This is a genomic window from Paenibacillus chitinolyticus NBRC 15660 (assembly GCF_000739915.1).
GTDB classification, from domain to species: Bacteria; Bacillota; Bacilli; order Paenibacillales; family NBRC-103111; genus Paenibacillus_F; species Paenibacillus_F chitinolyticus.
The window spans coordinates 40,939-62,660 of record NZ_BBJT01000004.1 but is presented as its reverse complement, the minus strand read 5'-3'; the positions used below and the strand labels follow the sequence as shown (position 1 = coordinate 62,660).

The following is a 21,722-nucleotide window of genomic DNA, read 5'->3' as shown; positions in this document are numbered from 1 at the left end:
TCCAAAAATATCTTATACAGTAAGGGTATAAAGAGAGGAATATACAGATCGCGGGGTTTGGAGAATATGCGGCTTTTACCCATCAGCCAATGCCAGCCGGGCATGAGACTGGGCAGACATATTTACAACGAGCAGGGAGCGGTATTGCTTGCGGAAAATGTCGAATTAACGCAATCGCTGCTGGAGCGGTTGAAAACATACGGAATCGATTATTTGTATATCCAGGATGCGCTGACGGAGGATATCGTTCCGGACGATCTGGTCTCGGAGGAGACCAAGCTCAGGCTGTTCACGGAAATCCGTTCCACCTTCCGCAAGCTGATGAACGAACCGGGACGGAGAACACTGGCGAATTACCAGCATTTCGGCAAATCGTTCAGGCAGCAGATGGACCACGTGATCGATGATTTATCCCGTCATAAAGACGCCATGATTATGCTGGGCGATATTCAGATTAAAGACCACTACTTATATCAGCACTCGCTTAACGTCTGTTTATACACCACCATGCTTGGCATGAGCCATGGGTACGAAAGGGATGAATTAATGACGCTGGGCCTCGGGGCTCTTCTTCACGATATCGGCAAAACGCAAATTTCGGAAGAGATTCTTTCGAAGCCCTCTAAGCTGACCGAACCGGAATGGTCCGAGATGGAGAAACATACGGTGTACGGATATCAAATGCTCAAGAACGAGGCGAACATCCCTCTGCTTTCCGCTCACTGCGCGTTTCAGCATCATGAACGGATCAACGGCAGCGGGTACCCGCGAGGCATTAAAGACGAGGAGATTCATCCCTATGCGAAATGGATCGCGATGGTCGACTCCTACGATGCGATGACGACACAGAGGGTTTACCGCAAGGCGATGCTTCCCCACGAGGCGCTGGAAGTCATTATGGGCGGAGCAGGCACCTTGTACGATACGGACATGCTGAACCTGTTCCGGGATAAAGTGGCCATTTACCCGCTCGGCGTCACCGTAGCGCTCAATACCGGCGAAATCGCCGTCGTGGTCGACCTTAATGCTTCCGCTCCCCAGCGGCCCGTCGTCCGTGTGATCAAGAACGAAGCGCGTGAATTGATCGCCTCCCCGTACGAGATCGATTTGTCCAAAAAATTGACGATCATGATTACGGAAGTCCATCCCCTGTAAGCCATGCCGTCAAGCGAGCGTGGCTTAGTGCCGTTCTGTTTTTAAAATAACCCGTTGTAAGCCGAAAGTCGACGGAGGGTTCCGTTCGGCTTTTTTTGCGTTTCTTCCCCAAAGGCTGATATAAAATGGAAATCTCCGAACCATACTAAAAGAAGCGATTACGGGAAATTCCGCTTATACGGCAGAATTCCGGTTGCCGCAAGAGGTCCGGGAGGAATCGGAATGAACGGAATGAACGGGATGAAGCCAAGCGCGAAGTCGGAACTATTCATGCAGTGGGGATACGCCATGTACCGGTACCGCAAGCGGGTGCTGGCGGTTTGGATCCTATTCTTTGCCGGGGCCGCGATTTTGGCGGGTCAAGTACCGGCGCTTTTGAAAGACGACGGGTTTACGCCGAAAGGCAGCGAATCCGATAGGGGGTTTCACCTGCTGCAGGAGAAGCTGGGCGTTCCGCCTTCTTCACTGCAGCTCGTGTATGACGGGAACGGCAAAGATTTGACGACGGAAAAAGCCAAAGCCTCCATTGCAAAATCGCTGGAGCCTTTGAAGTCCTTGCCTTATGTAGATACGTGGGCGTTTGTCGAAAGCCCGAGAAAAGAATCGGCCCGGGCAGCCGAAATCCAGGCGGTTAACGTAGCACTCAAGCTGGAAGTGGAGAAAGTACTGGAGAAATACGGCGAGATCCAAGCTCGTCTGACTCCGCCTCCGGGGATGAACGTGTACACGGGCGGAGCGCCGGCTCTGCTGGCCGATATGCAGAAAGCGAGCAAGAACGATATCGCCAAAGCGGAAATGATCGGCCTGCCCATTGCGCTGATTGTGCTCCTGATCATTTTCGGCACATTAACGGCAGCTCTGCTGCCCCTTATCGTCGGCGTGGCCAGCTTGACTGCGACACTGGGGATTACCTACTTTATTGCGCGGCAGGTCGCGCTGTCCAACTTCCTGCCGAACATGGTGACGATGCTCGGGCTTGCGGTTGGAATCGACTACGCTTTGTTTATGGTCAGCCGGTTCCGGGAAGAGCTGAGAGCAGGCAGGGAGATTCCGGATGCCGTTGCGGTGACCTGCAGGATGGCGGGACGGAGCATCTTCTTCTCCGGAATCGCCGTACTCATCGGGTTGTGCGGCATGCTGTTCGTGGATCTTTCGTTCTTCCGCTCCCTCTGTCTGGGAGGCATTCTCGTGGTGACGATCTCGGTTCTGGCTGCCAACACTCTCCTGCCGGCGCTGCTGGGGATGCTCGGCAGACACGTGAATTCCTTGCGGGTCCTGCCGAAGGCGTGGTCGGAGAGAGGGACGACACGGCGCTTCTGGGAGCGGACCGCCTACTTCGTCATGCGCCATCCGGTCGTTCTGGCCCTCGTGCTGACGGCGGCGCTGACGGCCATGATGCTGCCCATACGCGGTATGCAGCTCAGCACGCCGAGCGGAGACGTCCTGCCGCCGCAGTATGGCGCGCGGCAAGCCGGCGACTTGGCCGGGCAGGCATTCGACGAGCGGGAGTTGAACCCGCTGCAGATCCTCGCCACGGCCCCGGAGGGCGCGTGGGATGCCGCATCCGTCGGCCGTCTGAGGGCCTACATCGACTCGGTGAAGGCAACCGGGGGAGTGAAAGGCGTCCGCAGCGTGCTGGACGGCTTCCCGGGCCTCAGCGACGAGCAGGCGGCTTCGGTGCTGAGCGAGCCTTCCCTGTCTTCTCCGGGCACGGGGAAGACAGCGGCCGCCCGGGACAGCGTGCTGATCCGCGTCGTCCCGGAAAGCGACCCCGACGACCGGGCGACCGACGCTCTGGTGCGGAGCCTCCGCGGGCTGGACCGGCAGCGGCTGGACGTTCATATGACGGGCGGTCCCGCGTACCGGCTGGATATGCTGGACCGGATTCAAGACAAGCTGCCGGTGGTAATTATGTTTGTCTTGGGAGTGACTTTTATCGTCCTCCTGCTGGCGTTCCGCTCGCTGCTTCTCCCGCTTAAAGCGGTTTTGATGAACGTATTAAGCCTAGGGGCGAGTATCGGAGCCGTGGTGCTCGTTTTTCAGCACGGTTTCCTGGCCGATCTGATGAGGGTAACCTCGACCGGTTACGTGAGCGCTACGGTACCCATCGTTATTTTCTGCGTCGTCTTCGGCATTTCGATGGACTACGAGGTGTTTCTCATTTCGCGGATAGCGGAAGAGTACGACCGGACCGGAGACAACGAGCGCAGTACGGCCGAAGGGATGATGAAAACCGGTTCGCTTATCACGAGCGCCGCTTTCATTCTTATCGTCGTGGTCGGCACGTTTATTTTTACCGATATCGAGATTATGAAGGCACTCGGCCTGGGACTTGCGCTCGCTGTCCTCATTGATGCGACTGTCGTCCGCGTCCTGCTCGTTCCGGCCTTGATGAAGCTGCTGGGCAGGCTGAATTGGTGGGCGCCGGGCTGGCTGCGTCCCCACGGACCGAGGGAGGGAAGCGATCCGTTACTGTAACGGAGATTATTTCATTTTTCATTGGCATCGGGTACAATAGAGGGCATACGTTTGCGCAAAGAGGCGTATATTCCAGGGGGATCGGGAAATCACCCCAATTTAGGTACCGGATGTGAAGAAGAAATGAATGAACGAACAGCTGTCCCGGCTTTAAAGAAACTTTCGCCCTCCTACGACCCGTGGGATCCGATACGTTCGCTCCAGCAGCACGGCCGTCACACGTTAACCAGCGTGGAATTCACGGTCTCGAATTTATGCAACATGCGCTGCGAGCATTGTGCGGTGGGCGATACGCTTGTCATGAAAGAAGGGCCGAAGCTTGCCCTGGATCATGCGCTCCGCAGGCTGGAAGAAATCCAGCACCTGGAAACGATCAGCATTACGGGCGGAGAGCCCATGTTCTCCGAGAAAACCGTAAAGGAATATATTGTCCCTCTGCTGCGGTACGCACGTGAGAGAGGAGTCCGTTCGCAAATCAACTCCAATCTCACTATGGAGCTGGAAAGGTACGAGTGGATTGCCCCTTATCTGGATGTGATGCACATTTCATTTAATTACACGTGCGCGGAAGATTTTCACGAAGTAGGTTTTGTCCGTTCGGGACGGCCTGTCGGAATGAAAGCCGCTTCCAAAATGTACGACCGCATGCTGGATAATTCCGTGGCGCTCAGCAAGGGCGGGATGTTTATTTCGGCGGAATCTATGCTGAACACCCGGACGAGCGAGAAAATGGTTCCTATACATAAAATCATTGAAGAAATCGGATGCCAGAGGCATGAGGTTCATCCCATGTATCCGAGTTCTTTTGCATCCAATCTGCCGATCCTCACTCTGGATCAGCTGAGGGATACGATTCACCGCCTGCTCGACGGACGCAATCCGGAGATGTGGATGCTGCTCGGAACACTTCCTTTCTACGCGTGCAATAGCTCGGAGGAAGACCGGAAGCTGCTGAGCCGGCTGCGCAGCGAACCGAACCTGACGGTCCGCAACGATCCGGACGGGCGCAACCGTCTCAACGTCAACATGTTTACTGGCGACGTTTACGTGACCGATTTTGCCGACGTCCCGGCTTTGGGCAATCTGCACGAGGATAAGCTGGAGACCGTTTTTGATCGGTGGCTGAACCATCCGCTGAGCCGCACGGTCGATTGCCATTGTCCGGCCGTTTCCTGCTGCGGTCCCAACCTGCTGGTGGCGAATTCTTATTACTCCGGTGAGGACTTCACACGGCGTCAGGCCATTCTGACGTAATTTAGCAGCAAAGGAGACTGAGAACCATTGGGGAGTTTTGAATGGGATAAAATTTTTCTGAATATGTCACTGGTCTTATTGCTGGTACTGCTCAACGGGTTCTTCGTCGCCGCCGAGTTCGCGCTTGTGAAAGTGCGTCAATCGAAACTGCAGCAGCTCGTGAATGAAGGGAACAAGAAAGCGAAATTCGCTTTTACCGTCACTAAGAAACTGGACGCTTATTTGTCCGCCACCCAGCTCGGGATTACGCTGGCGTCCCTCGGACTCGGCTGGGTCGGGGAAAAAGCGATTGCGGAACTCATTATCGAACCGCTTTTCCATGCGCTCAACTGGCATTCGACTTTCCTGTCGGGGACGATTTCGCTGGTGTTATCTTTCTCTATTGTGACGTTTCTTCACATCGTGCTGGGGGAACTTGCGCCCAAATCGCTGGCGATCCAGAAACCCGATGCGGTTTCTTTGTGGACCTCGGCCCCGCTGATGTATTTCTATAAAATTTTTCTTCCCGCTATCTGGGTTCTCAACGGAGCGGCACGGCTGCTTCTTAAAATGTTCGGCGTCCAGCCGGCCAATGAACACGATGCCGCGCATACGGAGGAAGAAATCCGCATATTGATGAATCAGAGCGCCAAAAGCGGACACATCGACCGCGACGAAATGCTTCTGTTCGATAATATTTTCGAATTTTCCGACCGTATCGCTCGCGAGGTAATGCTGCCCCGCACGGACATGGACTGCCTGTTCATCGACCAGCCTTACGACGAAATTTTGCAGCATATCTACGAGACGAAGCATACGCGCTACCCGGTGGCCTTGGGGGACAAGGACCAGATTATCGGCTTTGTCCACATTACCGATCTGCTGACCGCGGACGCGACGGTTCAGGTCGAGCTGCAGCAGTTCGTGCGGCCGATTCTCAGCGTACCGGAATCCATGGAGATCAGCCAGGTGCTCAAGCTTATGCAAAAAAAGCATTCCCAGCTTGCCATCGTAGTGGACGAGTACGGCGGAACGGCGGGGATGCTGGCGCTCGAAGACATCATGGAGGAAATCGTCGGCGAGCTTCATGACGAATTCGATGAGGATGAGAGACCGAGCATCGAAGTTAAAGGAAACATCACTTCCGTCGAAGGACGGACACTGATTGAAGATTTAAACGTGCTGCTTCATCTCGAAATTGAGGATGAGGAAGTCGACACGATCGGCGGCTGGGTGTTCAAGACGCTTGAAGGCTCCCCGATCAAAGGGAAAAAAGTGGTCTTCGGCGGACACACGTTTGAAGTCGCCGAGGTGGACCGGCTTCGTATTACCCGTGTCAATATCACGAAGAACGAAAGCGAAACGCCCAAAGATCCTGCAGCCGGACTGGAGGAATAAAGGGGGAATTCTTTCACGTGTCGTGGAAAACCCTGCTTATACTGGCTTTCGGGCTTCTGCTGCTGTACGGTCTCTTCACCGTGGGAATGCCGTTTCTGCTGGCGATCGTGACCGCAATGCTGCTGGAGCCCGTGGTGACAGTGGGAATGCGGCTGCTTAAACTGCGCAGGTTTGCAGCCGTTTCTCTTGTCAGCACCCTGTTTACGCTGCTGACCCTGGGCCTTTTTTCCATGATCGGCGTCAAAGTCGTAACGGAATTTATGAACTTTTGGGGCAAAATCCCCGTTTATCTGGAGGAAACCGGCACTTATGTGGAGGATGCGGCCGCAAGGGCGAGACTCATGTACGAGTCCCTTTTCCCGGGCGATAACTCCCAAATGCAAGTCTGGCTGCAGAACGGACTGGCTTCCGCCGCCCAAGCGCTGGAACGTTTTATCCTGCTTTTGTCCGACTCGTTTCTGGGAGCGGCCGCGGCCATCCCGAATCTTCTGATTTTGTTCATCGTCTACTTGTTCTCCCTCTATCTCTTCTCCTACTCGCTGCCCGTATTGAAGCAATCCTTCCTGAATATGTTCGATGACCGTTCCCGTGAAAAAGTCGAAAAACTGATCCTTTCCCTCCGTCAGGCTTTGTTCGGATTTATGTATGCCCAAGTCATGATGTCGATGCTCACTTATGTGCTTACCTTGATCGGCCTTTTGTTTATCCGGACGGACTATCCGCTTGCGATCGCCCTGCTTGTCATGTTTATGGAATTTGTGCCGGTAATCGGAACGGGACTTGTCTTTCTGCCATGGGCGATTTACAGGCTGCTGCTTGGCGATCCGGGCATGGCTATGCAGATCATGCTGCTGTTTATCGTCATCACGCTGGCCCGCCGTGTCATCGAGCCGAAAATCCTTAGCAATTCGGTCGGGATTAGTGCGCTCGCGGCCATGGTTTCCTTATACATCGGCTTCGAGCTGATGGGAGTGGCCGGCATGTTCCTGGGACCGCTGCTTGTCATTCTCTTTCAAACGATGCGGCAGGTCGGACTGCTTCAATTCAAGATTAACCTGGATTAGAAGGTCTGTTTGGTGTACAAAAAGCCTGTCGCCCCGAGCCTTGCGCTCCGGTCGACAGGCTTTTTTTGGATGACGAGCTGAGCCGGCAGCAGCAACGGACCGTAGAGATCATCGAACCATCCGAACCATCTGAACCATCTGAACCACCCGAACCAATGAACCCTCCGAACCATCCTTGGCGAAGCTTTGACGAAATACGGATTCCGCTCTTGATCAGTTCGCTGCCTGATCGCGTTCCGCCGTGACGTCGAACTCACGGACCATGACCCACTCGGTCTGGACCGCGCTGCTTTTCAGCCGGACAAAGTGAGCGCGGAAGGGGGCGGCGGGAGTGAAATCAATCTCCCTCTGCTCCGTGAACTCCGCCAGCTTCGTCCAACTGAGGCCGTTCAGCGAAGCTTCCAGAGAAGCGCTGCGGATGAGGTCGCCTGCCTGCGGAGCTGCCGGATCGGGATGACCCAGGCTGATGCGGACCCGGCGCACTTGTGCCGTCTGCCCGAGGTTTACGCCCACGTAATCCCCGGATTGCGGAGCTCTGCCGCTCCAGAAATACGTATCCGCCCTGCCGTCGGTCATGTTCTTGAGCACATTGTTCTCCCAGGCCGGAAGTGTGCTGATCGGATCGGTGAATCCGCGATTCTCACGCCACCGGACATACATCTCGTAGGCTGACGAGACCCGCTGCAGGAAAGGCTCCATAACTCCGTCGGCCGAAACTTTTTTGTTGGGAACCGGGTAAGTTCCCTTCTCGACTGAAATCGTTACACGCCCGTCACGGATGTCCACTTTAGCGCCGACTATCGTCATGCTTTTCAGCCATTCTCTGTCTTGGCCCGAGTGAAGGCTGAGTACGTAGCCGTCGGCGGGAATAACTGAATTGTTGCCGCCTTCCCGGATGATGCGCCCGTTCACGACCGTCACCTCGTAGCCCCACTCGTTTGTCCCGGTCCTTGCCCCATACACCGGTGTATACCGGATAAGCTCGGATTCACCCCGCTCGCGATTTTCGCCGTCGATACGGCGCGAGCCTGTTCTCGGTTCCGACACCTCGATGTCGACGGTATCCTGCGCAAGAACGGTGGCGTAGGCGGAGTACCGGGCATCGGCCTCTTCACCGCTGTCCCGCATCATCGCCAGGAGCAGGGAGACGGCGGATTCTCCGGCTTTTCCGTAAAAGCCGATTTTTTTCAGCCAGTCCGCCGTTTCCCTCACGAAATCGGGATTGTGCATTTGAGTCAATCGTGAGGCTGCCCTGCGCATAGAACCGAAGTAAGCGGTCAAACGAGCGGCGGCTTTCTCCGGTGCACCCTTCTCGAAATCTTCCCAGAAAGCCGCAAGAAGAGCTGCGAGATTCGGAGATTCACCGGTATGGACGGCGGAAGACAAATGGTTCTCCGCCAAAATCCGCAGCTCCTTATGCAGGGAGCCTCCGAATTCTTTGAGCGATCTTTCCCACGATTCCCAAGGCCGGTAAGCCTCCGGCTTCCAGGCATACTCGGCTGCCGTGAACAACGCGATCAAAGAAGCTTGCAAATGCTCCATCGGATTGGACAAGTAACCGAATTGGCCGTGCTTGTGCAGCTCGGGGTCGCGGCCCTCCAGAGGCCCGAGAAACAGCTTCTCGCGCACATAATCCGTCACCGGGTAGTTATCCCACAAGAGCATATCGTGATTGAACACCTTGTGAATCCGTTCGGCTTCCCCGGAGGTGATAACCGCCGGAGCGATGCCGATCCCCGTCCAGCAGACGAGGATGCCCGGATCTACCAATTCGGCAAAGCGTTTCCGGTAAGGGCTGGAGCCGTCCTGGTAATATTCGGTCGGTGCCGTAATGAGCCTGGAGGCACCGGGATGCGCTTGCACGAACTCGCGGTTGAACCGGTTCAGCAAATAGGCCTGCGCTGCCGCAGCGGGGCTCTCGTCCCCGCCGAACTTCTGTACATCGTCCGCACAGTTCGGGTTCTGGAAAATATCATCCATAAGCAGAGAGAAATGGCGGACTCCGAGCGTCCACATCTGGCTCGCTTTGGCAGCCAGCTTTTGAAATTCCTCGTTCGAAGAGAAACAGATATCGAGCCCGGGCGAGAGCGCATAAACGAAGCGGACACCGGCTTTTTCGGCTGCATCCACATACCTGCGGATATGGCGGAGCTCACCCTCCGGGTACGGCTCCCGCCAGCGCCCGCGCAGGTACGGATCGTCTTTGGGGGCGTATAGGTACGTGTTCATTTTATGATCGCCGAGGAAAGCGATCAGATTGACCCGGTCGTCCGGAGACCACGGACCGCCGTAGAACCCTTCCACAACGCCCCTTACGGGGAACGCGGGGAAGTCCCGGATCGTGACTGCCGGCACGTTGGCCATCATCGGGCCTTTGCGAATGAGCTGCTTGAGCGTGCGGACGGCATAGAGTGTGCCGGTATGATCCGCGCCCGCCAGCACGATCATGCTGCCGCCGTGTTTGCTGCGCCGCGCCGCAAGGGTGTAGCCCTCCTCGGGTATTCCGAGGGGATCGCCGCTGCGCCGGCTCCGGAATTCCTGCTGTACGGCGGGATCGGCCGGCAGCTTGCCGATATAGACGGACAGAGGCATTTTGGCGGCGGAATGCCAGTCCTTGCACGGAACGACGCGCTTGACGCCGGCTCCGATAAGCAGACCCCGCAGCTCCAGCAGAGCTTCGGGGGACGTACCCGTACCTGCCAATATCCCGGTGGTTGCATACAAAGGGACGGTGTACCCGGCGTATTCCACCTGCTGCGGGGGCGGGGTCAGAAGGGGAGCTTTCAGATGATGTGTCATGCCATCTCACTCCTTTTAAAGGGGAAAAAGCTTCCCGGATCGTCTCTCTTTCTATCATAGGATATTCATAGAGACGGTAGAGATGACAATCTTGCGGATTATTCCGCGTTTATTTCGTAAATCTGGGCGGCTGCCCATACCGCTCCTGGGCGGATGCCATATGGTATTGCAGAGCACACCATTACCGGTTACAAGGAGGAAGCGCATTGAATCCTGAAGTTCGCATGTATCATCCTTTCGTGGGACCGTTCGACCCCTGTCCGCCGAAGCTCGTCAAAACGTATGTAACTCCGCCGAACCTGTTCATCCAGTTCCAGCCCATGTGCCTGCCGCAGTTTAGCCCTTACGAGGCTTTGAGGCTGGGTACCCTTTGGCCGGAGCTGTACAGCAGCTACGAACCCAAGTGTTAATCCGGACCGAAAGCGAAAGAGAGGGGAACGACAACCGTATGCATAAACAACTGGATGAAAATTATTACCGGCTTCTGCACGACCTGCAGGCGGCCGATTTCGTACTGGTCGAACTGACCTTGTACCTGGACACCCATCCCGAAGATGCCCATGCTCTGCAGCAGTTCAACGAATTTTCCCAAAAACGAAGGCAAATCGCGCTGGAATACGAGTGTTTGTACGGACCGCTTCTGCAATACGGGCAAAATGCGCTGCCGCAGCAGACTTGGGAATGGGCCGAAACTCCTTGGCCTTGGCAGGTGTGACATGTGTAGAGGAAACTGTATGAACGGCCTGGACAGAAAAACAAGCACGGCTGTGCTTAAGGAGACGGGGGATTCCGATGTGGATTTACGAGAAAAAATTGCAGTATCCGGTGCGTGTAAGCAAATGCGATCCGCACATGGCCAAACTTCTGATCGAGCAGTACGGGGGTGCGGACGGGGAACTTGCTGCCGCGCTGCGTTACTTGAACCAGCGGTACACCATTCCGGACAAAGTGATCGGGGTATTGAATGACATAGGTACCGAAGAATTCGCCCACCTGGAAATGATTGCCACGATGATCTACAAGCTCACGAAAGACGCTACCCCCGACCAGCTGAAAGCCGCGGGCCTGGGCGACTATTACGTCAACCACGATTCGGCTTTGTATTATCAAAATGCGGCCGGCGTACCGTGGACGGCAGCTTACATTCAAGCCAAGGGCGATCCCATTGCCGACCTGTACGAAGATATCGCGGCGGAAGAAAAGGCCCGTGCTACCTATCAGTGGCTCATTGATATGACGGACGACGTCGATCTCCAAGATGGGCTGAAGTTCCTGCGTGAACGTGAGATCGTCCATTCGATGCGTTTCCGCGAAGCGGTCGAAATACTTAAAGACGAAAGGGCGGCACAGAAAATTTTCTAGCGCCCTGGACAAAAAGACGGGGAAACCCGTCTTTTTTCTGGGATTTTTTGAGATACCCGAGCCGGTGATTTCAGTAGATATGGAAAAATTGAATAAGATTACTAATTTTTCCGGAACATTTCCCCTTCTGAAGGTGTCTTACTTATATAAAGGTTACAAGTAAACAGTCCGTTTTAAATGGTGCAGGCTTTATAGGAGCAGTTGTTAGGAGCTGGGTATTGGCAAAAATTATGTCGTACTTACGAAATACCTTAAAAAGTTCGTCAGCTTTTCGCGAAAAATACCACATTTTTCCTATAAACATGATAAAATGGAATAAGTTAGCAAGAAACTGAGAGCGAACTTATATTTTTGAATAAGGAGGAGGCTGCTATTATGGGAATCACATTAAGTCTGTTGATCGGCATGTTAGTTCTTTTGGCGGCATCATTAGGGCTGCGCAAACCGAAGGAATTCGATCGGTCCGATAACTTGCCGTTTCGTCCTTTCGATGATATTTACGAGGGGAAAAAGAGGCCGACTGTAGAATCGGTACAAAGCCAGGCAGTGGTCAAAATAGAAGAAAAGCCGAGAGAAAGGAAACGAATCGCCAAATAAAGGTTTCCTCCTATGGGATGAATTACCTGGACATATGGTGAAGAAACCGTGTCTTTTATGAGAAACAAATGAGAATTACATAAGCGTTTTGTGAGAACGGAGTTAATTTTCTCTCTCTCGTTTGTCCGGCCGAAAGAGCGGGCAGGATTCAGATAGGCTTGACGGAGCCGCTTTTTACAGTGGGTTCACCTTTGGATTAAAAAAATGAAAAGGTTGTTTTTTGCCAATTTGTGTGTGTTTGTTTCTAAAGATGTATGTGATAGCTTGTGTAGAGAGCCGAAACTTCTTCCGTTTCCCGGATTTTCCAGGAGAGGATGAGGTGCGGGGGATGATTTATTTCGGAACCGTATGTGTATGATTGCGGCGTCCGATAGGGGTGAATCGCTGTCATCAGCGTGGGCGACTTCTCAGTCCGAACCCGACAACTAACCTCGTAGGCAATACCGAGAAGGAGCGTACATCAACTATGGCTTTAAGGCATCATTGGAAAAAAACATGCGCTACTCTGCTGCTGGGTGCAGTGGTGGCGGCATCTTCCGCATTCCAGTCGCAGGCGGCTGAAACGGAAACGGCTAAAAACGACGGCTTGTTGTATTGGAAACTGGCCAAATCTTATCAGGAGCTTGCAGCCGGAGTTACCGATACGGCAGGACAAGCGGCCGGTTCGGAACTTACGCAATCTTTCGTGACACCGGAAAATCAAATCCTGGTACTATCCGAGCCCAATTCCATGTGGAACTTCGCTTCCCAAATGAATATGGACGTTCTTGACCTCTTATCGTTAAATCCCGATGCGGATCCGCTTAGCCTGCCGGCAGGCAGCGAGTTGAAAATTGTGGGGGAAGCGGCCCTTGAGCAGCTTAAAGCTTTAAAAGCGACGGTAAAAGTCCCGGTCCAGGCACCGGCCAAAGTTCAGCTTGCATCTGCCACGCCAAGTCAGACGATTAACATAAAACCTTCGGAGGCTCTTCAAAAGACCGGCAAGCCGCAGGCTCCCGAGCCGAAGAAAAGCGCGGAGAAGAAGGCAGTTAAGAAACCGGCTGTCCAAGCGGCAGCGGCTTCCGCAAAATCCGGCCAGACGCTGACAACCGCGGCGGGCAAACAGATTCAATACAAAAAAGTGCTGAATATCAAGGCATCGGCCTATTCAGCTGACCCGAGCGAGAACGGCGGATATGCCGGCATCGACTATTACGGCAACAAATTGACCGTCGGCACGATCGCGGTCGATCCGGCCGTAATTCCGCTCGGCTCCACCGTATATGTAACGGGTTATGCTTTCCCGGGCCTTCCGGCCAAGGGAATGATCGCCAAAGCTACGGACATCGGCGGCGCGATCAAAGGCAACCGGATCGATATCTTCGTTCCGGGCTCCAAAGATAAAGTAAACAACTTTGGCTATCAAAGTGTGAAAGTATACATTCTTAAATAACCATTAGCCGAAAAGAAGGCGGGAGCGAATGCTCCCGTCTTTTGTGCGTTATAAATCCTGGGGAATTCCCATTAGTTCGGGAACCGTGACCAGCTTGTATCCGCTCGATTTCAAGGAACGGATCAAATCGGGAAGGGCCGTGACCGTGCCGCTGAGATCGTGCTTGTCGTTTCCTCCAGCGCTGTGCTGCAGAATGATTGAACCGGCCCGGGCGTTGTCCACAATATTGTGGTATACCTGCTTGCTCGACAGTCCTTTCCAGTCGAGAGAATCCACGTCCCAGTTCACGGCCAGCAGGTGATGGTCGGACATCCAGCGCACCTGCTCTTCGTTGATGGCTCCGTAAGGAGGCCGCACCAGTCTGGGCGTATAACCGGTCAACGGTTTAATGACCTCTTGGGTACGCATAATTTGCGAAGAAAATTCCGAGGCGGTCAGTTTGGGCATAAAAGGATGGCTGTACGAGTGGTTGCCCACGACATGACCCTCCCGCACCATCCGTCGGATAATCTCGGGGTGTGATTGAGCGCGGCTTCCGATCACGAAAAAGGTCGCTTTCACCTGATGCTTTTTCAGAATATCGAGCACTTGCGGGGTATAGTTGAGATCAGGCCCGTCGTCAAACGTGAGCGCGACTTTTTTTCCTTGGGAGGTTCCTCTCATCCGGAAAACCGTCGGGTATTTGTGATGAATCTCGGCTAAGCTCAGCTTCCGCTGTTCCGTTTTCTGAACGGCGTTTGCCTCCTGATGATTCTTCTGAACGGGGACGTCTTTCTTTTTCGGCTCCGGTTTGGGAATGGATGCGTTGTTAAGCTTTTTTGCGGGCACGGAAGGCGTAGGAAGCGGAGCTGCCGATGATACCGAAGGAGCCGCAGCGGTTTTTTCCTTGATCGCCGGAACTTTCACGGGCTGGAATTTGGCCGGACCGGGTGCGGATGACGGACCTGGATCTTCGCTTAGAGTGTGCGGGATAAAACGGTTTTCGTCCAGCCGGGAAGAGGCCGAGCCCTCGTCGGGCAGCTTTGCCGGAGAGCATGCGGAGACGAAGGCCAGCAAAATGGCGGATGAGACAGCCAGGGCTGCACGTTTCATGGAGAACCCTCCTCTAATGGCGTTTTCACTAGTTTTGTTTAGAGGGAGGAATTTTATCCGGGATTTGTTACAAAATAGACACAACAAAAAGGGTTGTCCGATTATGTAAATTATGTTAACCTTTCTAGGAGTGTCTTTGACACAATTTATACAAAAGCCGAATCCGGTGAATCAAAGCACCTGTACGGGGGACTTATTTCTGGGGTGAATGCCTGTTATTCTTCAAGCTAGGGAACCTCTTTCCCGAACCCGTCAACTAACCTCGGAGGCCCAAGGAGGAAAATCGTTTTGAAGATTTGGGTACAAAGCGTTGTCGTTTCATGCGCCGTACTGACGGCCGGTCTATTCGCGGCCTCGGATGCTCATGCCAATGCCGCTCGTTCCGCTAAAGTGCAGGTCAACGACCAACTGGTGAATACCGAAGGTACCGCACCTTTTATCGATTCCAGCAATAACCTGATGATTCCGCTTCGTCCTGTTGCGGAGAAATTGGGAACTCAAATTGGATGGGAACGTGCAGGGACTCAAATGAGTATCTCGGTGACCGGGAACGGCCACAAGATTACGTTTACTACGGGGGAGAATCAAGCTCTCGTGGACGGCAAGAAGATCGACTTGCCAAGCAAAGCGCAGTTTTTGAACAATACGGTCTATGTTCCGATGAGATTTCTTGCGGATTCACTGTCTGTCCGTGTGCAATGGGATAATGTGAATACGATTGCAATTTTCGATGCCGATGGACAGTACCATGCCCCGGCTTGGTATGCAACCGTGCCTCAGAAGTCGCAGAAGGAAAATACGATTGTAGCAACAGCCAATCAATACAAAGGCGTTCGTTACGTGTATGGCGGATCTTCGCCATCTGGATTTGACTGCTCCGGGTTTGTGCAATATGTGTACGATAAGAACGGGGTAGACCTGCCTAGATCTTCTGCAAGTATGTATGCCAGCGCAGGGGTTAAAGTATCCAACCCGCAGCCGGGCGATCTTGTATTCTTCGCAAGCAATTCCAAAATGCAGCATGTGGGTATTTACGTAGGGGCTGACAAATTCATTTCCGCGACAGATGATGGAGTGAAAGTGGACAGCTTGGGCAGCGCTTACTGGGGCTCTCGTTATGTTGGAGCTAAACGCGTCATGTAATCATACAAATTGTAATTTTTATGCCGTCCGGGTGTCACCGGGCGGTTTTTTATTTTATTTGTAAGCACTAGCCAAGCGTCGTTCCTTTCTACTGCCAGATTCATAGAGTGGTAGAGAAAGGAGGGATTAAGATGAACCAAACGATTTTCGGAAGTTTGGCGGCTTTCGGCGCCTCGCTCGTTACGTATGCGTTTGGAGGATGGTCTGAATTGCTTGGATTCTTCCTCGTGGCTATCGCAATCGACTATGTAACCGGAGTTGCGGCCTCTCTGAAAGAAAAGTCCGGGTTGAACAGCAATATCGGCTTCTGGGGTCTCGCCAAGAAAGGGCTCATACTGCTCATCATTTTGTTGGGCCACCGGATGGACATGCTCATTGGGAGCGACGTCGTAATGAATGCCGCTATTTATTTCTATCTGGTCAATGAGCTAATTTCCATTACGGAAAATTATGGCCGGCTCGGTCTGCCTCTTCCCGATAAAATCAGGGGAGTCATCGCTCAACTGAAAAATTCGAAGCAAGATTAAGAATTAATACCCGCTCCAAGCCGCTGTGAAACTCTTCCATTAGAAAAAGTTTCCGTTTGTTATTAAATTTACGATCGGACAAGGCTCTCGCGCAGGCGGGAGCTTTTTTTTATGACTTGGTCCTAATTCCTATTGTATGCGTTAGTGAGGAAAGAAGGGTAACAAATTGATGACAAAATGAAATAATTGTAATAAAAACGAAATATATAGTCGCTTGAAATAAGTAAGTAAAAGGGGTATGATAAAGCAAAGAATGCGTAAAAAATAAGATCAAGAATTTAGCGCGATTGTACTTCGCAATCAACTATCGTAACAGGGATATCCCGATGGCTCGAAAATCCATAAACGGCAGGACAAGCTTATATTGAAAGGTGTGTATGACAATGATCAAGATCTATCCCGCTTCATCCCGGTATTCCACGGATCACGGCTGGCTGGTCAGCCATTTTAGCTTTTCGTTCGCGGATTATTACGATCCGGACAATACCCGTTTCGGTCCCATGAGAGTGCTGAATGACGACACGGTGCAGGGCGGACGGGGGTTCGGGGCCCATCCCCATCGTGAGATGGAAATCGTGACTATCGTTCTGGAAGGGCAGCTTCAGCACGAAGACAGCTCCGGCCACCGTGCGGTTACGACCTATGGAGGCGTTCAGCGGATGACTGCGGGAACCGGCATTATTCATTCGGAAATGAATCCGGGACAAGACGACGTTACGCTTTTGCAGATGTGGTTCGATCCGGAAGAGCGCGGTCTGGAACCTTCCTATGAGACGACCGAGTTCCAGGTACAAGCGCTGAAAAACAATCTGCTGCCGGTGGTGTCTAAACCAAAGGCCGGTCCCGGGGTCGCCGGCATCCATCAGGATATGAGCATTTACTTATCCGAATTGGACGGTGGAAAATCGGTTACGTTCGAACAGCCGGAAGGCAGAAGGATTTTCTTCATGGTCTTGGATGGCGAGGCCGCGCTTAACAGCGGGACGATTTTGGGTAAAAGAGATTCGGCACGGATCACGGAAACTCCGTCGCTCACGATCAGCAGCGAGGCAGGCGCGCGTTTTATGCTGATTGATCTGCCTTGATACGCGGCAAAGAGGGGGAATACCTATGAGTGAAGCTCACCGTTTATATGTGAAGCATGCAGTTGGCAGCCGGACGCTGCTGGATACGAAGGAACTAGGCGGATTTCTGCATCTGTCCAAAGTTCCGGGAGGCTGGCGCTTTGAAATAAGCGGAGTCGATCTGGACGCGGCACGCGAAATCGCGGATTTCAGAGAGGAGCTTAACCTCTTTTACCTGGAGGAAGGAGAAGGGGAAGAACGCCAAAAGTGGTGGTATTACGGCCATAAAACGCCGGAGATCGACTATGAGGCCAACGGCCGAGTCCTCCACATTACTGTGGATACGCGAAAGGGTTACAGCAACCGGCACGTCTGAGGACGTCCGGTTATTTTTGTTGCGGATTTTTGGGATTGGCAAAAGAAGGCCGATTGCATTTTTACTTTCCGGGAATTATAATAAGAACAAATGTTCCTATTTTAGTTCGGAAAATGTGATGACTCTAAAGGAGGCTGGCCGTTTATGTCAACGTTGGAGCGATACCTGGGAAGGAAAGTAGAGATTATCTATATGGACCGGAAAGGAGCGATCAGCCAACGCGACATTCGGCCGCTAGCTATAGCCGGCGATAAGGTCAAAGCTTATTGCTACGCGCAGCAGGGGCTCCGCTTCTTCCGCAGCGGCCATATTCTGGCCTGGGTACCGCAGCCCGAGGAAGAAACTTCAGGCAAACCGGAGTTCTACCCCCGCAGAAAAAAAACGCCGGGAAATCCCCGTCTTTATGGTTGACATCGTCACAAAGACGGTTTAACATTTAAATCAAAGTGAACATGATTTCACTTTTTTCTTTAATTAATTAGTTTTTCCGCTGGAATAATTAATTCTCAGGAGGACTTACTCATGAAAGTATCAGTAGGCGGATTTTCTTTCAACCAGGCTTTTCTGAACGGAACGATGGATGTATTCGGCTACCTGGAAACGGTCCGGTACCGTTACGGGCTTAGCACCGTCGATTTATGGAACGGACAATTCGCGGACCGCTCTCATCCGCTGCTTAAACTGCCGGACCGGGAGTATTTAAAGAAAATCCGCCAGGCGATGGATGAGAAAGAAATGACGCTCGTGAACATTGCCATTGACGGAGCTCATCTGTGGGACCCCGATGCGGACAAAAGGGAAGCGCTTCACAAAAATGCGCTGGAATACCTGGACGCCTCCATTTTACTGGGCGCGAAAACGGTCCGGATCGATACGGGTGGCCGCGGACAATCCACTTTCTCGGACGAGGAACTGGATTATGTGGCGGGCCGCTACCGCGAATATTGTCAAATCGCGCAAGAAAACGGATTTACGATAGGTCCCGAGAATCATATGGGCCCGTCTCTCGTGCCGGGTGAAATGAAACGTCTAGCCGAAGCCGTGAATCATCCTTCCTACGGATTTCTGCTTCATATGCACCGCTGGGATCAAGACAGGGAGCAGGGGGACGCTATCGTGGCCCCGTGGACCGTACACACGCATTTCGACGCTCAGACGGCCGGAGCGGACGATGCGGTTGAAACCATACGCATGCTGAAAAAAGCCGGCTACGACGGTTACTGGGGCGTTGAGCATCATGCTCACAAACAGCCTTATCTGGAAGTCGAATGGATGCTGACTACGGTCAAGCATCTGTTGCTCATGAGCGAAGACGACAACAACGGGGAGGAACAGGTTTAACATGAACGCAATTCGGATCGGCATTATCGGAGTTGGACAAATCGGCAAAATTCATCTCGATCAATATAAATTAATTCCGGACGCGGAAATCGTGGCGGTCTGTGACGTGAATGAGGCGGAAGCGCGCCGTGTAGCGGACCTGTACGGAATTCCGGAGGTTTACACGGACTATAACGAGCTGTTAAAGCGCGACGACCTGGATGCGGTGGATGTTTGCCTTCACAACAACTTCCATGCCCCTATCTCGATTGCCGCGATGAAGGCAGGCAAGCATGTTTACTGCGAGAAACCGATAGCGGGCACCTACGCGGACGGCAGAGCGATGGTAGACGCTTCCCGCGAATTCGGCAGGCTGCTGCACATCCAGCTCGGCACGCTATACCGCAAGGAGACCAAAGCGGCCAAAGCGCTGATCGAAGGCGGCGAACTGGGCCGCGTGTTCCATGCGCGTTCTACGGGCTACCGCAGACGGAACCGGCCATTTGTGGACGGCTACGGCACTCCGGCTTTTACGCGCAAGGAGACGGCTGCGGGCGGTGCGCTTTTCGATATGGGCGTCTACCATATCTCGCAGATGCTGTACCTGCTCGATTTACCTAAAGTCGAACGGATCTCCGGCAAGCTCTACCAGGAGACGGACATGGACCCCGGTCGCCGGGAATCCAGCGGTTTCGATGTGGAAGAGCTGGCGATCGGGCTGGTGCGCTTCGAGAAAGGCATCACGATGGACATCATCGAATCGTGGGCCGTTCATATGAATCCGTTCGAAGGAAGCTCCGTTCTTGGGTCCAAAGGCGGCTTGCGCCTGCCGGTTAACGGGCCGGACGGCAACAAGCTGACGCATTACTCGACAAGATGCGACATGGATATGGACACGACGATCGATCTGGACGCGGCCGATTTGCGCTGGCATCGTCTGCGCGCCGACGAAGAAGCTTACGACTCTTCCCAGCATCACTGGATCGCAGCTCTTCAGGGGAGAGTGAAGCTTCTGCCGACGGCAGAGATCGCTCTGCAGACCATGCTGATCAGCGAAGGCATGTACCTCTCCGACGCCCAAGGCCGCGAGGTTTCCGCGGATGAAGTGGAGAACGGGCTTAAAGCTTAAGCGAAGCATCGGCCAACCGGACAGCAGCTCTTCCGGCTGAGCATACAAAGAAGCGGGGCAGCGGGAGACTCGGCAGGATGCCGTTATCCCGTACAGCCTAAGCCGAAGCAGGGAGGCTCGGTATACGGCGGCAGCAAAGGAACCTCGTTTCCTGCCTGCCGCCGTTCCTTCCGCTTGGCGGAGGCATGCTTGTTTACCTGCAACCGAATCGCAAAGGAGTTTGCTCATCATGACAACCGGAGCCGCCGAACGGCGCTCATTTACGATGTTTAAGCTGTATATTCTTTTTTTGTACGGCGCTTTTTCACTCCTGTTCACCTATGTGCCGCTTCTGTTTCTGGAACACGGCTTGACCCGGTTTCAGATCGGCATGCTGATGGCGGGTGGTCCTTTCGTCTCCATTCTGGCCAATCCGTTCTGGGGCTATTGGAGCGACCGGATGCAAAATGTGCGGCGTACGCTCATTATTTTGGTCATTTGCAACCTCGTCGTGGTTCAGCCTGTTTTTCACCTGCATTCGTTCTCCTGGCTTTATCTGGTCCTGCTTCTGTACTTTTTCTTTCAAAGCCCGACCTTTTCCCAGAGCAATAGTCTCATTCTAAGCACAATTGAAAATACTCCTTACAAGTTCGGCACGTTCCGCCTCTGGGGCTCGCTCGGTTGGGCGATTGCCGCCGTTGCGGCGGGACCTGTGCTGACTGCGGTTGGCATAGAACAGCTTTGGTGGCTGTACAGCGGTGTTCTGATGATCTCGCTTTTGTTCGTTTTCAGCATTCCGCAGCCGAAACCCGCTGCTGCGAGCGATGCGCTGCCGGGAGGCGGATTCAAGCAGCTTCTGGGCAACCGTCCGTTTGTGATGCTGCTTTTGCTGGGAGTTCTGATTTCGGTCCCGAACTCCATTAATTCGACCTTCGTGTCTATCTACCTGACGGATATGGGCGGGTCTGCGACATGGATCGGCTGGGCCGCTTTTCTTTCTTCCGTTTTCGAGGCACCGGTATTTCTTTTGCTGGACCGTTATCTGAAACGCGACTCCAGAACGATGTTTGTTTGTCTCGCCTTGGTGAGTCTGCTTTTCAGTATTCGCTGGCTGCTCATGATGCTTGTGGACAGCCCCATGCAGCTGATTTTTATTCAGCTTTTGCACTGCATTACATATGGAGGCTACTATTATATCGGAACGAACCTGACAGGTCATTTGATTCCGGCCCGTATGCGGGCGTCCGGCCAAGCGGCGTTTGCGCTTACTTGGGGTGGAGTGTCCGGAATTTTCGCGGGATTCGCGGGAGGCTGGATGTACGATACGCTCGGAGCCGGTAAAATGTACGGGATCGGAGCGGGAGTATCCTTGATCGGAATGGTCGGATTTCTGCTGATCTGGCGCGGAATGCGGCAGTCGGCGGCTGACCAGGGAACGGATGCGGCTGCAGGCGTTTGACAAATCCGGAAACATTTTAACAGAAATGGACCTGACACGGATTCGTAAGGAAAACGGGAAGCTTCCGGCATTGCGGGAAATCTGAAGCCCGTGGCACAATGATAGTGGATGAAAT

The 21,722-nt window shown here is 53.4% G+C and carries 20 protein-coding genes and 2 riboswitches; of the genes, 18 read left to right on the top strand and 2 right to left on the bottom strand.

What is annotated here, in order from left to right; all coding sequences use genetic code 11:
- Nucleotides 1-66: 66 nt before the first annotated feature.
- From PCH01S_RS10205 to ytvI, 5 genes are all read left to right on the top strand, one after another.
- On the top strand, nt 67-1,155 hold the full coding sequence (locus tag PCH01S_RS10205; RefSeq protein ID WP_042229019.1) for an HD-GYP domain-containing protein: 1,089 nt from the start codon (nt 67-69) through the stop codon (nt 1,153-1,155).
- A 222-nt stretch (nt 1,156-1,377) separates the two neighbouring features.
- Nucleotides 1,378-3,633 (top strand): MMPL family transporter, encoded by a 2,256-nt coding sequence (locus PCH01S_RS10200; protein ID WP_241688821.1) that lies wholly within the window; start codon nt 1,378-1,380, stop codon nt 3,631-3,633.
- Nucleotides 3,634-3,756: 123 nt separating this feature from the next.
- Complete coding sequence (gene yfkAB / locus PCH01S_RS10195; RefSeq protein ID WP_241688822.1) at nt 3,757-4,887, top strand: radical SAM/CxCxxxxC motif protein YfkAB; 1,131 nt, start codon at nt 3,757-3,759, stop codon at nt 4,885-4,887.
- Nucleotides 4,888-4,950: 63 nt separating this feature from the next.
- Nucleotides 4,951-6,264 (top strand): hemolysin family protein, encoded by a 1,314-nt coding sequence (locus PCH01S_RS10190; protein ID WP_174446803.1) that lies wholly within the window; start codon nt 4,951-4,953, stop codon nt 6,262-6,264.
- Nucleotides 6,265-6,281: 17 nt separating this feature from the next.
- Entirely contained in the window at nt 6,282-7,328 is a 1,047-nt protein-coding gene (gene ytvI, locus PCH01S_RS10185; protein WP_042229016.1) for a sporulation integral membrane protein YtvI, read from the top strand.
- Between the two features lie 213 nt (nt 7,329-7,541).
- Here the strand turns inward: ytvI and PCH01S_RS10180 are convergent, their stop codons facing one another.
- On the bottom strand, nt 7,542-10,127 hold the full coding sequence (locus tag PCH01S_RS10180) for a beta-N-acetylglucosaminidase domain-containing protein (protein WP_042229015.1): 2,586 nt from the start codon (nt 10,125-10,127) through the stop codon (nt 7,542-7,544).
- 224 nt (nt 10,128-10,351) lie between these two features.
- Between PCH01S_RS10180 and PCH01S_RS10175 the strand changes: the two genes are divergently transcribed.
- From PCH01S_RS10175 to PCH01S_RS10155, 5 genes are all read left to right on the top strand, one after another.
- Nucleotides 10,352-10,537 carry a spore coat associated protein CotJA gene (locus PCH01S_RS10175; protein ID WP_174446802.1) on the top strand — a complete coding sequence of 62 codons (186 nt, stop codon included), beginning with the start codon at nt 10,352-10,354 and terminating at the stop codon, nt 10,535-10,537.
- Between the two features lie 38 nt (nt 10,538-10,575).
- Entirely contained in the window at nt 10,576-10,842 is a 267-nt protein-coding gene (locus PCH01S_RS10170) for a spore coat protein CotJB (RefSeq protein WP_042229011.1), read from the top strand.
- 77 nt (nt 10,843-10,919) lie between these two features.
- The gene (locus tag PCH01S_RS10165; RefSeq protein ID WP_042229009.1) at nt 10,920-11,489 is read left to right on the top strand and encodes a manganese catalase family protein; all 570 of its coding nucleotides are present in this window, start codon (nt 10,920-10,922) and stop codon (nt 11,487-11,489) included.
- A gap of 375 nt (nt 11,490-11,864) precedes the next feature.
- Complete coding sequence (locus tag PCH01S_RS10160) at nt 11,865-12,086, top strand: hypothetical protein (protein ID WP_042229007.1); 222 nt, start codon at nt 11,865-11,867, stop codon at nt 12,084-12,086.
- A gap of 264 nt (nt 12,087-12,350) precedes the next feature.
- Nucleotides 12,351-12,541, top strand: a riboswitch (cyclic di-AMP (ydaO/yuaA leader).
- Between the two features lie 11 nt (nt 12,542-12,552).
- On the top strand, nt 12,553-13,518 hold the full coding sequence (locus PCH01S_RS10155) for a 3D domain-containing protein (RefSeq protein ID WP_042229005.1): 966 nt from the start codon (nt 12,553-12,555) through the stop codon (nt 13,516-13,518).
- A gap of 48 nt (nt 13,519-13,566) precedes the next feature.
- Here the strand turns inward: PCH01S_RS10155 and PCH01S_RS10150 are convergent, their stop codons facing one another.
- Nucleotides 13,567-14,610 carry a polysaccharide deacetylase family protein gene (locus tag PCH01S_RS10150; protein ID WP_042229004.1) on the bottom strand — a complete coding sequence of 348 codons (1,044 nt, stop codon included), beginning with the start codon at nt 14,608-14,610 and terminating at the stop codon, nt 13,567-13,569.
- Nucleotides 14,611-14,755: 145 nt separating this feature from the next.
- A riboswitch (cyclic di-AMP (ydaO/yuaA leader) is annotated at nt 14,756-14,896 on the top strand.
- Nucleotides 14,897-14,898: 2 nt separating this feature from the next.
- Between PCH01S_RS10150 and PCH01S_RS10145 the strand changes: the two genes are divergently transcribed.
- The 8 genes from PCH01S_RS10145 to PCH01S_RS10110 all read left to right on the top strand — a co-directional run bounded on the left by PCH01S_RS10145 (nt 14,899) and on the right by PCH01S_RS10110 (nt 21,607).
- On the top strand, nt 14,899-15,753 hold the full coding sequence (locus tag PCH01S_RS10145; protein ID WP_042229003.1) for a C40 family peptidase: 855 nt from the start codon (nt 14,899-14,901) through the stop codon (nt 15,751-15,753).
- A 131-nt stretch (nt 15,754-15,884) separates the two neighbouring features.
- Nucleotides 15,885-16,280, top strand: a complete 396-nt coding sequence (locus PCH01S_RS10140; RefSeq protein ID WP_042229001.1) for a phage holin family protein — start codon at nt 15,885-15,887, stop codon at nt 16,278-16,280.
- 383 nt (nt 16,281-16,663) lie between these two features.
- The gene (locus tag PCH01S_RS10135; RefSeq protein ID WP_042228999.1) at nt 16,664-17,365 is read left to right on the top strand and encodes a pirin family protein; all 702 of its coding nucleotides are present in this window, start codon (nt 16,664-16,666) and stop codon (nt 17,363-17,365) included.
- A gap of 25 nt (nt 17,366-17,390) precedes the next feature.
- On the top strand, nt 17,391-17,720 hold the full coding sequence (locus PCH01S_RS10130) for a hypothetical protein (RefSeq protein ID WP_042228998.1): 330 nt from the start codon (nt 17,391-17,393) through the stop codon (nt 17,718-17,720).
- A 144-nt stretch (nt 17,721-17,864) separates the two neighbouring features.
- Nucleotides 17,865-18,131, top strand: a complete 267-nt coding sequence (locus PCH01S_RS10125) for a hypothetical protein (protein WP_042228996.1) — start codon at nt 17,865-17,867, stop codon at nt 18,129-18,131.
- A 111-nt stretch (nt 18,132-18,242) separates the two neighbouring features.
- On the top strand, nt 18,243-19,061 hold the full coding sequence (locus PCH01S_RS10120) for a sugar phosphate isomerase/epimerase family protein (protein ID WP_042228994.1): 819 nt from the start codon (nt 18,243-18,245) through the stop codon (nt 19,059-19,061).
- A gap of 1 nt (nt 19,062) precedes the next feature.
- Nucleotides 19,063-20,169: a Gfo/Idh/MocA family protein gene (locus PCH01S_RS10115; RefSeq protein WP_042228992.1), complete on the top strand. Its 1,107-nt coding sequence runs from the start codon at nt 19,063-19,065 to the stop codon at nt 20,167-20,169.
- A gap of 229 nt (nt 20,170-20,398) precedes the next feature.
- Nucleotides 20,399-21,607 (top strand): MFS transporter, encoded by a 1,209-nt coding sequence (locus tag PCH01S_RS10110; RefSeq protein WP_042228991.1) that lies wholly within the window; start codon nt 20,399-20,401, stop codon nt 21,605-21,607.
- Nucleotides 21,608-21,722: the final 115 nt, after the last annotated feature.

What these genes read in the sequence shown, in the direction of transcription:
- PCH01S_RS10205 (WP_042229019.1), top strand. Translation starts at nt 67, where the DNA reads ATGCGGCTTTTACCCATCAGCCAATGCCAGCCGGGCATGAGACTGGGC.
- PCH01S_RS10200 (WP_241688821.1), top strand. Translation starts at nt 1,378, where the DNA reads ATGAACGGAATGAACGGGATGAAGCCAAGCGCGAAGTCGGAACTATTC.
- yfkAB (WP_241688822.1), top strand. Translation starts at nt 3,757, where the DNA reads ATGAATGAACGAACAGCTGTCCCGGCTTTAAAGAAACTTTCGCCCTCC.
- PCH01S_RS10190 (WP_174446803.1), top strand. Translation starts at nt 4,951, where the DNA reads ATGTCACTGGTCTTATTGCTGGTACTGCTCAACGGGTTCTTCGTCGCC.
- PCH01S_RS10180 (WP_042229015.1), bottom strand. Translation starts at nt 10,127, where the DNA reads ATGACACATCATCTGAAAGCTCCCCTTCTGACCCCGCCCCCGCAGCAG.
- PCH01S_RS10175 (WP_174446802.1), top strand. Translation starts at nt 10,352, where the DNA reads ATGTATCATCCTTTCGTGGGACCGTTCGACCCCTGTCCGCCGAAGCTC.
- PCH01S_RS10170 (WP_042229011.1), top strand. Translation starts at nt 10,576, where the DNA reads ATGCATAAACAACTGGATGAAAATTATTACCGGCTTCTGCACGACCTG.
- PCH01S_RS10165 (WP_042229009.1), top strand. Translation starts at nt 10,920, where the DNA reads ATGTGGATTTACGAGAAAAAATTGCAGTATCCGGTGCGTGTAAGCAAA.
- PCH01S_RS10160 (WP_042229007.1), top strand. Translation starts at nt 11,865, where the DNA reads ATGGGAATCACATTAAGTCTGTTGATCGGCATGTTAGTTCTTTTGGCG.
- PCH01S_RS10155 (WP_042229005.1), top strand. Translation starts at nt 12,553, where the DNA reads ATGGCTTTAAGGCATCATTGGAAAAAAACATGCGCTACTCTGCTGCTG.
- PCH01S_RS10150 (WP_042229004.1), bottom strand. Translation starts at nt 14,610, where the DNA reads ATGAAACGTGCAGCCCTGGCTGTCTCATCCGCCATTTTGCTGGCCTTC.
- PCH01S_RS10140 (WP_042229001.1), top strand. Translation starts at nt 15,885, where the DNA reads ATGAACCAAACGATTTTCGGAAGTTTGGCGGCTTTCGGCGCCTCGCTC.
- PCH01S_RS10135 (WP_042228999.1), top strand. Translation starts at nt 16,664, where the DNA reads ATGATCAAGATCTATCCCGCTTCATCCCGGTATTCCACGGATCACGGC.
- PCH01S_RS10130 (WP_042228998.1), top strand. Translation starts at nt 17,391, where the DNA reads ATGAGTGAAGCTCACCGTTTATATGTGAAGCATGCAGTTGGCAGCCGG.
- PCH01S_RS10125 (WP_042228996.1), top strand. Translation starts at nt 17,865, where the DNA reads ATGTCAACGTTGGAGCGATACCTGGGAAGGAAAGTAGAGATTATCTAT.
- PCH01S_RS10120 (WP_042228994.1), top strand. Translation starts at nt 18,243, where the DNA reads ATGAAAGTATCAGTAGGCGGATTTTCTTTCAACCAGGCTTTTCTGAAC.
- PCH01S_RS10115 (WP_042228992.1), top strand. Translation starts at nt 19,063, where the DNA reads ATGAACGCAATTCGGATCGGCATTATCGGAGTTGGACAAATCGGCAAA.
- PCH01S_RS10110 (WP_042228991.1), top strand. Translation starts at nt 20,399, where the DNA reads ATGACAACCGGAGCCGCCGAACGGCGCTCATTTACGATGTTTAAGCTG.